Annotated in this window: 13 protein-coding genes; 7 read left to right on the top strand and 6 right to left on the bottom strand. The window is 42.6% G+C overall.

Features of this window, described 5'->3' with window-relative positions:
* The first annotated feature begins 132 nt into the window (after window positions 1-132).
* Window positions 133-1,350, top strand: coding sequence for a multidrug effflux MFS transporter (locus FBF75_RS15345; RefSeq protein ID WP_136944899.1), 1,218 nt, complete (start codon window positions 133-135; stop codon window positions 1,348-1,350).
* A gap of 13 nt (window positions 1,351-1,363) precedes the next feature.
* Here the strand turns inward: FBF75_RS15345 and FBF75_RS19705 are convergent, their stop codons facing one another.
* From FBF75_RS19705 to FBF75_RS15325, 4 genes are all read right to left on the bottom strand, one after another.
* A complete protein-coding gene (locus tag FBF75_RS19705; protein WP_008342167.1) occupies window positions 1,364-1,534 on the bottom strand; it encodes a hypothetical protein in 171 nt (56 codons plus the stop codon).
* The gene (locus FBF75_RS15340; RefSeq protein ID WP_017366536.1) at window positions 1,531-2,118 is read right to left on the bottom strand and encodes a DUF1700 domain-containing protein; all 588 of its coding nucleotides are present in this window, start codon (window positions 2,116-2,118) and stop codon (window positions 1,531-1,533) included. Before FBF75_RS15340 ends, FBF75_RS19705 begins: the two co-directional genes overlap by 4 nt.
* Complete coding sequence (locus FBF75_RS15335; protein WP_136944898.1) at window positions 2,111-2,428, bottom strand: PadR family transcriptional regulator; 318 nt, start codon at window positions 2,426-2,428, stop codon at window positions 2,111-2,113. Before FBF75_RS15335 ends, FBF75_RS15340 begins: the two co-directional genes overlap by 8 nt.
* Window positions 2,429-3,125: 697 nt before the next feature.
* Complete coding sequence (locus tag FBF75_RS15325) at window positions 3,126-3,956, bottom strand: YitT family protein (protein WP_025206673.1); 831 nt, start codon at window positions 3,954-3,956, stop codon at window positions 3,126-3,128.
* A gap of 337 nt (window positions 3,957-4,293) precedes the next feature.
* Here FBF75_RS15325 and mmuM point away from each other — a divergent pair, with 337 nt between their 5' ends.
* The 3 genes from mmuM (at window position 4,294) to FBF75_RS15310 (ending at window position 7,415) form a co-directional block, all read left to right on the top strand.
* Complete coding sequence (gene mmuM / locus FBF75_RS15320) at window positions 4,294-5,232, top strand: homocysteine S-methyltransferase (protein ID WP_046526612.1); 939 nt, start codon at window positions 4,294-4,296, stop codon at window positions 5,230-5,232.
* 46 nt (window positions 5,233-5,278) lie between these two features.
* The gene (gene mmuP / locus FBF75_RS15315) at window positions 5,279-6,682 is read left to right on the top strand and encodes an S-methylmethionine permease (RefSeq protein ID WP_035390586.1); all 1,404 of its coding nucleotides are present in this window, start codon (window positions 5,279-5,281) and stop codon (window positions 6,680-6,682) included.
* Between the two features lie 112 nt (window positions 6,683-6,794).
* The gene (locus tag FBF75_RS15310) at window positions 6,795-7,415 is read left to right on the top strand and encodes a hypothetical protein (protein ID WP_017366532.1); all 621 of its coding nucleotides are present in this window, start codon (window positions 6,795-6,797) and stop codon (window positions 7,413-7,415) included.
* A 346-nt stretch (window positions 7,416-7,761) separates the two neighbouring features.
* On the opposite strand, the gene FBF75_RS15305 is transcribed toward FBF75_RS15310, so the two are convergent.
* Entirely contained in the window at window positions 7,762-8,244 is a 483-nt protein-coding gene (locus FBF75_RS15305; protein ID WP_007498435.1) for a DUF2059 domain-containing protein, read from the bottom strand.
* Between the two features lie 107 nt (window positions 8,245-8,351).
* On the bottom strand, window positions 8,352-11,018 hold the full coding sequence (locus tag FBF75_RS15300) for a S8 family peptidase (RefSeq protein ID WP_060832033.1): 2,667 nt from the start codon (window positions 11,016-11,018) through the stop codon (window positions 8,352-8,354).
* A gap of 242 nt (window positions 11,019-11,260) precedes the next feature.
* Here FBF75_RS15300 and FBF75_RS15295 point away from each other — a divergent pair, with 242 nt between their 5' ends.
* The 3 genes from FBF75_RS15295 to FBF75_RS15285 are packed head-to-tail and all read left to right on the top strand — an operon-like array spanning window position 11,261 to window position 13,200.
* Window positions 11,261-11,719, top strand: a complete 459-nt coding sequence (locus tag FBF75_RS15295) for a PTS sugar transporter subunit IIA (protein ID WP_008342176.1) — start codon at window positions 11,261-11,263, stop codon at window positions 11,717-11,719.
* Window positions 11,716-12,045, top strand: coding sequence for a PTS fructose transporter subunit IIB (locus tag FBF75_RS15290; RefSeq protein WP_007498438.1), 330 nt, complete (start codon window positions 11,716-11,718; stop codon window positions 12,043-12,045). The genes FBF75_RS15295 and FBF75_RS15290 overlap by 4 nt, the downstream gene beginning before the upstream one ends.
* 36 nt (window positions 12,046-12,081) lie before the next feature.
* Window positions 12,082-13,200, top strand: a complete 1,119-nt coding sequence (locus FBF75_RS15285; RefSeq protein WP_017358746.1) for a PTS fructose transporter subunit IIC — start codon at window positions 12,082-12,084, stop codon at window positions 13,198-13,200.
* The last annotated feature ends 18 nt before the right edge of the window (window positions 13,201-13,218 follow it).

The following is a 13,218-nucleotide window of genomic DNA, read 5'->3' as shown; positions in this document are numbered from 1 at the left end:
ACTCATTCAATGTAAAGAGTCTCCTTCGAAAGATCAATGATTTTGCACGAAATTTTCTTTGAAAATTTTGATTGAAATGGAAAGCTTGATTCATTATGCTGATTTGAGGACGTATACGAGGAGTGGCATCATATGAATTCTTTAGCTTATCCCCAAGAATCGAAAAAAAATCGATTCCTCCTTGCCACGCTTCTTGGCTCTTTAACAGCCCTGGCACCGCTGGCAATGGATATGTATTTACCTGCTTTACCTAATATCGCCCGTGACTTTGAAGCAAGCACGGCACTGTCTCAGTTAAGTCTCATGGCTTGTTTAATTGGACTTGCGCTTGGACAGCTCATTGCAGGTCCAATCAGTGATACAGTTGGCAGAAGAAAGCCGCTGATGGTTGGATTGATCATTTTTATTGCGGCATCTCTTTTATGCACAGTTGTCACATCAATTTGGACATTCATTCTTTTAAGGCTGATTCAAGGACTTGCTGGTTCAGCAGGCATTGTCATTGCACGAGCCATCGTACGAGATCATTATGAAGGCTCAGAAATGACGAAATTCTTTGCTTTGCTCATGTTAGTCAACGGAGTGGCTCCAGCAGCGGCACCGATCGTGGGCGGACAAATGTTACGGTTCACGACGTGGCAGGGTGTGTTTGTTCTGCTAGGAATCCTCGGGGCACTCATGCTCCTAAGATCGATGTTTTCATTGAAAGAAAGCTTACCTGTGGAACGTAGACAGACTGGGGGCTTCAAACAGATCCTAGGTGCGATGAAAATTCTAGCGAGCGATCGACTCTTTGTCGGATATGCTCTCTCACAAGGACTTGTCTTCGCCGCCATGTTTGCGTATATCTCTGGATCACCGTTTGTATTGCAGGAGATTTTCAACCTTTCTCCGCAGGGCTTCAGCGCTGCCTTTGCGGTGAATAGTCTTGGCATCATCACAGCCGGACAAGTATTTGCCCGCGTTGCTGCGAAAATTGGTGAGGAGAAAGTCCTTCGCATCGGGCTGCTGACAGCTGCTTTAGGGGGCGTCACCTTGTGTGTGATGATCTCTATTGATGCAGGATTGTATGGCATTCTCATTCCGCTCTTTTTTGTGGTCTCAAGCGTTGGGATTGTCGGCACCTCTGCACCATCTCTTGCGATGCAGCATCACGGCGCACATGCTGGAAGTGCCGCTGCCCTCATCGGTGTGGCGCAAATGCTGCTAGGCGCTTGCATGACACCACTTGTCGGCTTAGCTGGTAGCCAGACTGCCTTTCCAATGGGGCTGATTATTATGCTCTGTGACCTTGGCGCACTTTGCTGTTATTTTTTCTTTGTTGCCAGAGCGAAAAAAAGACCCGCATAAGCGGGTCTTTCATTTATGGCTTGCTCCAATTGATCGTGCGGAAGATATTGTTCTGGTCATTGTTTTGATATGCATCTAGGTCAAAGCCTGAAAGTCCAAAACCAATTGCCATGATCATGCCTCCAACAACGGTGAAGATGATCCCCCATTTGATGCATTGCTTTTTTAAATCATTCACGTTCATACTCTCACGACCTTCTTTTTAAACATTCCCATGAATGCCTTAGTGGTTTGAACAGTCCCTTGCACAAATAGTTTTGTCAAATACGCCGTGGCTATGCCGCTTAATAATCCGACACCTAATAGAAGAATACCAACTCCGATCTGCGTCACCACCACATGCAAACCGTCCTGAAAAATAAACGGAGAACCAATGATGCTCCAAAAACCGCCGAGCAGACCAACTAGCGTCATTGTACCTGTCACGAGTGGAATGCACCAAATCACCATATACACAGAAAGAAACAGCAGGAAGACTGTTGCTAGAATACTGCCCCATAACGGAAAGCCCAAAATGAGGATGGAGAGCCTTGTGGCTTTTTCTCCAAACGTCGGCACCTGAACGGTTTTGATTCCTTGTTCCTTCATAATCCCTTCAGCGATGATGGCAGGCTGACCGACTTGATGAACTGCCTCCTGTTCACTGTAGCCATCTTCCTGATAATCCTCGATCATTTCATCGTAATACTCGATGAACCGATCACTTTCTTTTTCGCCTAGACGATGCAGATGCTTCTCCAAGCTGGCTAAAAATTCTTTTTTATTCATTGCTCTGTCCTCCAGAAATAAAGTCGTAAATCGCCATCACTTGATCCCATTCCGCTAAGAACTGCGCCATATGCTCACGGCCGCTTTTTGTCATCCGGTAGTATTTTCTTAATCGACTGTTATGTTCCTGTGAATAGGTCTCCACATAATTGTTTTGCTCTAACCGCTTTAATATCGGATATAATGTCGATTCTGAAATCTCAATACAATGGGACATATCTTTAATCATTTGATAACCATAGGAATCGCCTTTCTTTAAAACTGCCAGTACACAGAATTCAAGTAAACCTTTTTTTAATTGTGCATTCATGATTACAACTCCTAACTATTTATACTATACAATACATAGTATGATGTTACAAGAGGTATCTTTTGCAACTTTTCACACTCAACGTCCTATAAATTTTCATACAGGAAGTTTCTCTTTCTTCAAGGCTTCACCTGATCAAGGTAAATCTAGCGTGTATCTATTGTAGACAACGAACATAAACAAGAACGAATATCAATAAATTAGGAAACAACTCATTTAATCTCTTTATTTTAAAGGGATAAGCTGAATTTTATGGAATTAAGAAGTTCATTCACAATGGCTTATCCTTATGATCATCATACTAAGTTTTACGAACACTCAACTCGAATTAAAGTGATGAGAACGGCTGAAAGTGGCTAGTTCTTTTCAACCCAACCAATAATACCGAATAATGTCAGAACTTAAAAAACGAGGAGCTGATGACCTTGAAAAAAATGTGGAGTAATTATCTCACTTTAGTCATTACACTAACTTTGTGTTATATCGTGTATTTGTTCATCTTCAAACAACCTTTTACCATTACACCCATCATCCTGTTTGTGGTGGGAGCGGCCATTGCTGAGTGTATACGCTTTTTCGTTCTGAAAAGTAACGAGAAGAAAGATGATACCCTAAAAAAATAGTCACTTAAACATAAGATCACTCAACATATGAAAAGACACCCCCACTTTATAGTGGAGGTGTCTTTTTTTACTTTTTATATATTCACAAATCCTTCTCCAAACACATCACGCACGTCATGGACAACAACGAATGCGTCTCGATCAATTTTCTTAATGATTTTCTTTAAACGCATCAGCTCCTGTTTTTGAATGACCGCATAGAGAATTTCCTTCGATTCCTTTGAATAATGACCGCGACCGTTTAATATTGTCACGCCTCGATCCAAGGTGTGATTGATTTCTTCTGCAATATCATCTTTGCATGAAGAAATGATCGTCACTGCTTTTTTCGTGTTAAGCCCTTCTATGACGAAGTCCATCACCTTAGTCGCCACATACAGCATCACAATCGTAAACATTAATTTTTCCGCACCAATAATAAAGTAAGAAGCAAAAACAACGATCAGATCAAAGAACAAGATGGCGTAGCTCACGTTCCAGTCTAGATACTTATTCGCAATTCGACCAAGAATGGCAGATCCCGCTGTTGTACCGCCCGCTCTTAAAACAAGACCAATACCAATCCCAATGATGATCCCAGCGAAAATAGAACCAATGATCAATTCATGGACATTCACCACCCATGTAGTGGTCAAATGTAAAAATAGAGAGTTACTTGCGACAGCTACCACTGTGTAGATCGTGGTCTTCTTGTCCAAGTATTTATACCCCACAAGTAATAAAATCGCATTCAACACAAGGTTTGTCAGCCACGGCGCAATCTCAAACATATAGTAGAAAATGATGGACAGCCCCGTTACGCCGCCTTCACCAAACTCAAGTGGAATGACAAACATGTTCACAGCTGCAGCAAATAAAAAAGAACCAACTAGAATCATTGCAATATCTTTTACACATTTTTTCAATTTCTTCTTTCCTCCTTTTTTTAAGCATATAAAAAACCCTCTTTCTGCACGAAAGAAGACAGTCGTTGGACAAAATAAAAATCAAAAGACGGCGCCTTTTGATGAAGCTTTCTGAAATGAACCTTTCCATAATATATATCTCTTTTTAGAGGCTGTCAATGACTTGGTTTTCTATTATTTCAACTGTATGTTTATGCACTCAAACCCGCATGTTTTCAGGGTTTTTCCGTCGTATGATGCTTATTCCTCTCCTTGACAAAAACACTTTAGTCATTTAAACTACTGCCTCATATCATATCCATTATTTCCGATCGACAAAGGAGGCTGTTTGATTTATATGAATCCTATTCAAAGCCGTTTACAGGCTCACACACCTTTGATTTTAGATGGTGCACTTGCAACGGAGCTTGAACGAAAGGGCTGTGATTTAAACGACAGTTTATGGTCAGCCAAAATCCTCATTGAACAGCCAGAATTGATTCAGCAAGTACACTTGGACTACTTCCAAGCAGGTGCTGACTGTGCAACAACAGCCAGCTACCAAACGACAATTGATGGCTTTGCTGAAAAAGGCTACACAAAAGAAGATGCCATCGAATTAATGAAACGATCTGTCACGTTAGCAAAAGAAGCATGCGAGCAGTTTTGGCAGGATGAGACACATCGTAAAGAGCGGACAAAACCATTCGTCGCTGGATCTGTGGGGCCCTTCGGCGCTTATTTGTCTGACGGTTCAGAATATAAGGGAAATTACGGACTCACAGAACAGGCGCTCATTGATTTTCACAGACCAAGAATTCAAGCATTGGTAGAGGCTGGTGCAGATATTCTCGCTTGTGAAACCATCCCTTGTCTCATTGAAGCAATCGCTATCGCTAAACTGCTGCAGGATGAGTTCAGCGGTGTATATGCGTGGATTACATTTAGTGCAAAGGATGGTCAGCACATTAGTGAAGGAGATTTACTTAGAGACTGTGTACAAGCACTTGAGCCATATGAGCAGATCGCTGCTGTTGGCGTAAACTGTACACCGCCGCAATATATGTCTTCTCTCATTCAGGAGATGAAAAAAGGGACGAGCAAACCGATTGTCGTGTATCCGAACTCAGGGGAATTATATGATCCTGAAGAAAAGGTTTGGAGCGGCGATACGTCTCACCATACATTTGGTGAATGTGCGCAGCAATGGTATAAAGACGGCGCACAAATCATCGGCGGCTGCTGCCGGACGACACCAGAGGATATTACCGATATCTTAAAACAGGCAACATCGTAGCATCATGACTCAACACACATACTTTTAAGCAAAAGGGCGGGAAGACATGGAACAAGCAAAAGATCAGTCACAACAATATCAACGAAAAATGACAAGCCGTCACCTGTTCATGCTTTCTTTAGGTGGCGTGATTGGCACAGGACTCTTTTTAAGTTCAGGATATACGATCAATCAGGCCGGACCTGCGGGAACGATTTTGGCTTATCTGGTTGGGGCATTAATTGTGTATCTCGTGATGCTCTGTTTAGGTGAACTGTCTGTCGCAATGCCGGTTACAGGCGCTTTTCACACATATGCAACAAAATACATTGGGCCCGGCACTGGCTATACAGTGGCTTGGCTTTATTGGCTGACATGGACCGTGGCACTTGGTTCAGAATTTACAGCGGCAGGTCTTTTAATGCAGCGCTGGTTCCCGGACACATCAGTTTGGATGTGGAGCGGTGTTTTTGCCATTCTCATCTTTTTACTCAATGCTTTTACAGTTAAGTTTTTTGCAGAATCGGAATTTTGGTTTTCTAGCATTAAAGTCATGGCTATTATTCTCTTTATTATCCTTGGCGGAGCCGCGATGTTTGGATTGATTCCACTAAAAGGCGGTGAGGCCGCTCCGTTCTTCTCTAACTTCACTGGAGATGGGGGTCTCTTCCCAAACGGCTTTTTACCGATTTTAATGACAATGCTGGCTGTTAATTTTGCTTTTTCGGGTACTGAGCTAATTGGGATTGCTGCGGGCGAAAGTGTCAATCCAGATGAGACCATTCCCCGGGCGATTCGCACGACTGTGCTACGTCTTGTCCTGTTTTTCGTCGGAACGATCGTGGTCTTAGCCGGCTTAATTCCAGTAGAAGAAGCCGGGGTGATCAAAAGTCCTTTCGTTGTGGTCTTTGACCGCATCGGTATTCCTTATGCGGCAGATTTTATGAACTTTGTCATTCTGACGGCGATCTTATCTGCTGCAAACTCAGGACTATACGCTTCATCTCGCATGCTATGGTCCCTTTCTGAAGAACGAACATTACCTAAAAAGCTGGCAAAATTGACGTCAAAGGGAATTCCTTTGAATGCACTCATTTTGAGTATGATTGGGGGCATTCTCTCTTTGCTATCGAGTGTCATCGCACCTGAAACGGTGTATCTGGTTCTTGTTTCAATCTCTGGACTCGCCGTTGTTGTTGTATGGATGGGAATTGCAGCTTCACAGTTCATGTTTCGCAAAAAATTCTTACAGGATGGCGGACAGCTTCATGATTTATCTTTCCGAACCCCGCTCTATCCGGTGGTTCCGATTGCTGCCTTCCTCCTATGCCTTGCATCTGTGATCGGCATTGCTTTTGATCCAAATCAGCGTATTGCTCTTATCTGCGGTATCCCTTTTATCGCACTCTGCTATGCTGCCTATTACATGACAACATGGATTCAGAAAAAACGAGAAAAACCTGGTGTATAGCACCAGGGTTTTTGTTTGTCCCAAAAAAGGATATCACTAGCAAAACAAAGACATTTTGGTATATGATAGGAATCTATGATTTTCAGGATGAATCAAGGGAGCTGTTTTTAATATGGAAATGACCATTACAAGAGCATTAAGTGAACTGAAAATGTTAGATAAGAGAATCAGCCGAACGATTGATGAAGCCGTACTCGGTGGTTTGATCATCGGGAAACATATACAGAACGGATTTCAAAATCAAGAAGAAGTAGAAAAAAAGGCAAAAGCAGATGACCAATCGATTCAAGCATTAATCAAACGCCGAAATGCCATTAAATCAGCCATCGTTGTGTCGAATGCTACGACAACGATTGAGGTGGCGGGTGTTAGCATGACCGTAGCAGAAGCCATTGAACGCAAGACATCCATAGATTACGATATTCGTTATTTACGAAAATTAAAAAAGGTCTACACAGAGCTGGTTGACCGGTCAGAACAAATCAATGAAGATGTGAAAAAGAGACTGGATCAGCATTTAGAAACACTATTTGGGAAAGACGGGAAAACACAAGCCGCTGCCAACCAAGAGATCGTCAAGTCATTCCTAGCTGAAAATGAGGCGGCGATCATTGACCCTCTTCGTCTCCGAGTGAAGATTGAACAGCTTTCGAAAGAGATTGAAGATTTCCAAATGGAAGTGGATTTCTCCTTGTCAGAAAGCAATACCTTGACAAAAATACAGATCGACTAGTCGATTTTGTTAGTGAGCCGAAAATCGATAGGACTAAACACCTCCGAGGGAAAGGTCATTCCCTCCTCATCTGATGATCATCTTAGGATGATCCATGATAAAAGCTCAAAGCTGAACGTTCAAAGCTGAAAGCTCAAGTATTCAAAGTTCTTATCCATCAAAGTTCAAGATGAAAAGCTCAATGCTCGATCGAATCTGGGAGAAACGGCTCATGAGTGTTTGTTTATCGACTCTTTCGGTTGCCGCCCAGCAGGTTTGCTAACAAAAAGAAAAGGATGTCACTAGCTGACATCCTTTTTTTCTATGAAAACGACAGGAATTTCGCCAAGTCGCCTCTTCTAGCAGATTAGTAACGTGATGTATATGCCAAATGGTACACACTTGTCACATTTGAAGATAGCGTGATGTCGTTTGAAGTAAAAGTCACTGGAACGATATCGTAGTAATGTGTAGACCAGCCTGCATTATTGTATGTACGGTAGCCTGCACCTGCAGGAACTTGAATCGTTAGTGAAAATTGTCCATTCTCGTCTGTTGTACCTGTCGCTGTTTGAGCATATGATTTGATTGCTGCTTCAAAATAAAGCTGAATTGGCTGATTCGCCATGAGTTGACCACTTGTGTCCTTTAATGTTCCTTTAAAAGTAGCTGGATAATATGAACCTACACGATATTTACTGCCAGAACCGTAATTAACCATACCACCGTCTGCTGCTGTGACGCCTGTTACTTGTACGGATGCTGGTACTGCTCCTGTTTCCTCTGCATGTGCAAAGCTTGGGAAAACGAGAAGCAATGATAGAAAGAAAGCAAACATGATTTTTTTCATCGATAAATCCTCCTTTTTTTTCCTACTATATTACTATCGACAGTTATTGTCATTTTTCCAGTAAAAAACAAAAACTTCCCTTTTTATTCAAAAGGGAAGCTGCAAAACTATTTTTTCACAACAACTTTCACTGCTTTACTTTCTCTTTTTCTCACATCTGAAGCCGTCACATACAAGACGGTTTTGGCTTTTTGCGGCTTGATTTTAGCCGTAAATGCGCCTTTGCTATTGGTTTTGACCGTTTGAATGACTTTCTTTGATTTGTTCTTCACCTTGATTGTCAAGCCTGCACCCGCAGTTCCTTTGACCGTTTTACTTTTCACTGTTACTCGATTCACCTTTGGCTTAGCTGGTGCTTTGCCCTTTTTCACGACCGTTTTGAGCGAAGTCGCAGCCTTTCCTTTTGATATCTTGATGTGAAGCACTTTATTTTTGTTTTGATGCTTGATCTTCACACTAAAGGTTCCCTTTTTGCTTGCCGTGCCTTTTCCAAGCAGGGTTTTGCCTCTATACACAGAAATGGCAGCGCCGGCTTTCGCCTTTCCTGTCACCTTTTGATGCTGATCTTCTACTTTGCTGACTGATGCGTTTAATTCAACAGCACTTAATGCGGCAAAAGCATTGAGTCTGCCATGTCCAGTCATCCAATCGATACCCGGAATTTTCGGATCGACAACAGGCTCGTCATTTTCATCATAGAAAATGTCATCTGTTCCATCAACAGCTTTAAATGAAATATCATCCGCTGTATTTTGTAAAATATTTCTCACTTGGTTTGGTTTCAGGGTTGGATTTTTAGAAAGCAGTAATCCTGCTGCTGCTGCAACATACGGTGTAGCCATTGATGTCCCGCTCAAGTATGAAACATTCCCATCAGGCATTAAGCTTGGGATATCGGACCCTGGTGCAGACATGCTTAATCCTTTCCCATAGCTTGAGAATTCAGCGGCAATATCCATGCGATTGCTTGCACCAACTGCCATGGCATATTTGGAAGTCGCAGGATAACCCATTTCTGGAATGCCATCGTTTCCGCTCGCCACTACCACTAATACATTTTTTTGTGCAGCATAGTTCATCGCATATTCAATGACCTTGCTATAGTAGCCACCAAGGCTCATGTTGATGACCTTTGCACCTTTGTCCACTGCATGTTTAATGCCAAGAGCAATATGCTCTGTATCTCCATTTCCATACGCATCCAGCACTTTGACTGGGATGATACCTGTATGTTGATTCAGCCCTGCCATGGAGTAATGATTGTCGGCTTTTGCTGCAATGATACCTGCCACATGGGTACCGTGGCCATTGTCATCAATTGCATCTTTATTACGGCCAATCAGATTAGCACCTAAGTCTGTGCGAACCGTTCCGCTTAAATCGGACAAACGGCTGTCGACACCTGTATCCACAACAGCAATTAACGTTTGCTTCATTTTGCTTGTGCCAATCAATGTATTCATTTGTTCAAACTTCACATCAGCGCCTTTTTTCCCACTGTTCTGCGCACTGTTTTTCAGCGGCCACTGGTAACCATACTGCGCGTCATTACTGAGCGCACGATACGTTTGTACAGGCTCTGCAAATTCAACATTCGGCATACTAGAAAGCTTTCTCGCCGTGCTTTTGATCACAGCTTTGCCTGCTTTAAGCGTTTTGCCAGCTGATTCTTTCCCTGCCGGTACATCGTAAACATACATTCCTTTAAATAAAGGATTTACTGACTGAGATGTCACACGGTTTTCTTGAATTCCGTAGCCTTTCATCTTCTTTTTTGCGGATTGAAGCGTTTGTCCATCCTTTAATTTAAAGATGATTTTGTTTGTGTTGACCTTTTCTTCTGGAACAAGCTTTTGTTTCTCTAATACATAACCGATCGATTTTCCTTCAAGCTGATCGATTCCTACTTTTTGTCCCACTGTTTCTAATTCCTTTTTTAGATAGGCTGGACTTGCCTCTTTGAGCATATCAAAAAGGGAACGGATCGCCTGTTGCTCTTTCTCTGTGACGATATGACCGCTGAATGCACCATTTTTCTCTACGTCATTCAGCAATGATTTTAATGTAAGCAAATGATTGTACACCGTTTGCTGCTTTTTTTGATTGTTGATGAGTTTAGATTTAAGAAACGGCTTTGTTTTTTGTAGCAGACGTGTAAGCTTCTGACCATCGGCTGTTTCATTGAATCGTTTGTCTTCGATCGTACGAATGGATTGAAGAATTTGACGTCCATGCTTTTTCTCAATAATGATGATCCCTGGCTCTTCTTCTTCAGGGAAAATCGGTTCAGATGGCGGAAGATTCGCGCCTTTATACCCGATTGTATATGCTGCATCCTCTTCCTCATCACGGCTGTCTTCTTCTGAACCTAAATACAGCACTTTGACATAGTAAGGACCTGACCATGCATGCGGGAAGTTGATTTCTGTCTCTCCACTTGCTGTGTCCACACGATATCTCGAATAAGTGTCATCCTTTATCGCTCTATCCTTACTTGGGTAGACCGATACAGATAACACTTGTTTGCTTTTGACAGCAATTTGCATATGTGTATGTTTTGCCACATCATCTGCAGATGGCGTGATTTGGTACCATGACTCTTCTTTTTCATTCTGTAATGTACCTGAGATGACTTCACCATCTTTCAACCCAATGGCTTCATTGACACTTGTGCCTTTACTAGCTGCTGATGCTTCGTACCCAGGTAATGCAGCCATACATAGAATGATGGCCATGAGTACAACCACACAGGATTTGACCTGCTTTTTAAACATGAAAAGACCCCCTTATCTTTTACAATACCTTGGAAGAATATCACAGAATCCCTTTTAGTAGAATCTATTTTTGACATAATTAAACTCGTTTTAAGCTAGGATTTGAGATATTCAGATGGCTAGTCTAATCGCTTCATAAACTTTTTGCCATTTCAAACGGAAAATGATGCTATTTAACCATATCGAAAAGTACATTACAATCAAAATGTAAGCGCTTAACAAACAAGAGAGAAGGGATCAGCTTGTTCCAAAAAGATCATGTTTTTACACAAGTAAACGGTCGATCAAAGAATGAGATTTTACAATACATTTCCGAGAAAGCTGAAGACCTTCACATTACAGATGATCAGTCAGGGTTATTAACAGATTTGTTGAAACGCGAAGACGAAGTCTCAACAGGACTTCAGCAAGGTTTTGCGATTCCTCATACAAAAAGCTCTGCTGTTCAAACGGCTTCACTTCTCTTTTTAGAACTTGAACAACCCATTGATTGGGGAAGCTTCGACGATTTGCCAACAAGCTATTTATTTACACTGCTCGTTCCACTAGAAGAGGCCAATGTCACACACCTCAAATTACTGTCTGGCATTGCCACAAGTTTAATGGAGCCTGCTTTCATCGAAAAGATTCAACCCGGTCAAACAGCAGACTATTATTACGAAGTCATTGAACAACAATTGAAAGAGGGGATTACACAATGAAAATTGTCGGTGTCACTTCATGCCCAGCAGGGTTAGCTCATACACCAATGGCAGCAAAAGCATTAGAGAATGCGGGTAAACAGCTTGGACACGAGATTAAAATCGAGCAACAAGGAATTATGGGACAGGTGAATGGCATTACAGCAGAGGAAGCCAAGCAGGCAGACCTTTGCATTATCGCCTCCAATCAGCATATTAACGACGCTGAACGCTTCTCAGGTATTCCTACTGTTCGTGTCGAAATCGGACGCGCCCTAAAAAATGCCGAGCAAATCATCACAAAAGCCGTTGCGCTGGTTGAAAAGAAAAAATCTGAATCCCAATAAACAAGAGCAATGCCATATAGAAAGGAGCAAAGCAGAATGAAAGCAAAATTAAAAGTCATTGAAGGCCACCTCATGACCGGTATTTCTTATATTCTTCCGGTGATCATCGGAGCTTCACTTATCGTTGGTTTAGCCAAACTAGTCGGGTTAGGTTTTGGTGTGTCAGATTTAAACGCCTATAAAGATGCAGGCGGCATTTTACATGGTGCCTATTTGATGGAACAGGTTGGCTGGACAGGCATTGGCTTAATGAACGTACTGCTCGCTGGCTTTATTGCCTATTCGATTGCGGATAAATCTGGTCTTGCGGCCGGCTTTATCGGCGGAGCTCTTGCCAGCTCAACAAATGCTGGTTTTATCGGCGCCGTCATTGCAGGTTTCTTTGCCGGATATGTCGCTCTCTTTGTGAAAAGAAAAATTCAAATTCAAGGCTCTGCAGCCGGACTCGTCCCTCTGCTCATTTTACCGCTCATTACTGTTGGCTTAACCGGACTTCTCATGTCCGTTCTGCTAGGCGGTCCATTAGGGGCTTTGAACACCGCATTAATTGAATGGATCAAAGGCATGGTCGCAGATGGAACAAGTACACTCGCACTTGCTCTCATTCTAGGTGCAATGATTGGCTTCGATCTTGGCGGCCCAGTGAATAAATCAGCTTGGATGGCTGGTAACGCGCTCTTCCTATCAGGTGTCTATCTTCCTGCCATTCTCGTCAATATCGCGATTGTCATTCCTCCGCTTGGATACGGGCTTGCGACATTGATTCGAAAACGCAACTTCTCTCCTACGTTTAGAGAAGCCGGACGAGGCGGTCTTGTGATGGGGATTATCGGGATTACAGAAGGAGCCATTCCCTTTACACTCGTCAATCCTTTGAAATTGATTCCGCTGAATGTCGTCGCTTGTGCTGCTGGAAGCGGGGTCGCTGCCTTATTAGGTGTCCATGACATCATGCCGCCAATTGGCGGACTATACGGATTCTTCTCAGTAGGAAACTGGTGGGCGTATTTAATCGGCGCGCTAACTGGCGCACTTGTTATTGGAATTGGCGCCAACCTGCTTGTGAACTTCTCTGAGAAAAAAGAACCCCAAAAGCCAGAACATGATCAGAAGCAGAAAGAAGAAGATGATTTTGACCTTGTGCTAGAAGGATAATTTGAACAAAGAAAGGTG

The sequence above is a fragment of the Bacillus sp. S2(2019) genome, from assembly GCF_005144805.1.
In the GTDB taxonomy this organism is placed as follows: domain Bacteria; phylum Bacillota; class Bacilli; order Bacillales; family Bacillaceae; genus Bacillus; species Bacillus altitudinis.
Note: the sequence above shows the minus strand (reverse complement) of the source record. Positions and strands in the feature narration are given on the sequence as shown.

Excerpts from the sequence above, each read along its gene's own strand:
- FBF75_RS15300 (WP_060832033.1), bottom strand. The coding sequence starts at position 11,018 with ATGTTTAAAAAGCAGGTCAAATCCTGTGTGGTTGTACTCATGGCCATC.
- FBF75_RS15335 (WP_136944898.1), bottom strand. The coding sequence starts at position 2,428 with ATGAATGCACAATTAAAAAAAGGTTTACTTGAATTCTGTGTACTGGCA.
- FBF75_RS15340 (WP_017366536.1), bottom strand. The coding sequence starts at position 2,118 with ATGAATAAAAAAGAATTTTTAGCCAGCTTGGAGAAGCATCTGCATCGT.
- FBF75_RS15345 (WP_136944899.1), top strand. The coding sequence starts at position 133 with ATGAATTCTTTAGCTTATCCCCAAGAATCGAAAAAAAATCGATTCCTC.
- FBF75_RS15290 (WP_007498438.1), top strand. The coding sequence starts at position 11,716 with ATGAAAATTGTCGGTGTCACTTCATGCCCAGCAGGGTTAGCTCATACA.
- mmuP (WP_035390586.1), top strand. The coding sequence starts at position 5,279 with ATGGAACAAGCAAAAGATCAGTCACAACAATATCAACGAAAAATGACA.
- FBF75_RS15305 (WP_007498435.1), bottom strand. The coding sequence starts at position 8,244 with ATGAAAAAAATCATGTTTGCTTTCTTTCTATCATTGCTTCTCGTTTTC.
- FBF75_RS15285 (WP_017358746.1), top strand. The coding sequence starts at position 12,082 with ATGAAAGCAAAATTAAAAGTCATTGAAGGCCACCTCATGACCGGTATT.
- FBF75_RS19705 (WP_008342167.1), bottom strand. The coding sequence starts at position 1,534 with ATGAACGTGAATGATTTAAAAAAGCAATGCATCAAATGGGGGATCATC.
- FBF75_RS15310 (WP_017366532.1), top strand. The coding sequence starts at position 6,795 with ATGGAAATGACCATTACAAGAGCATTAAGTGAACTGAAAATGTTAGAT.
- mmuM (WP_046526612.1), top strand. The coding sequence starts at position 4,294 with ATGAATCCTATTCAAAGCCGTTTACAGGCTCACACACCTTTGATTTTA.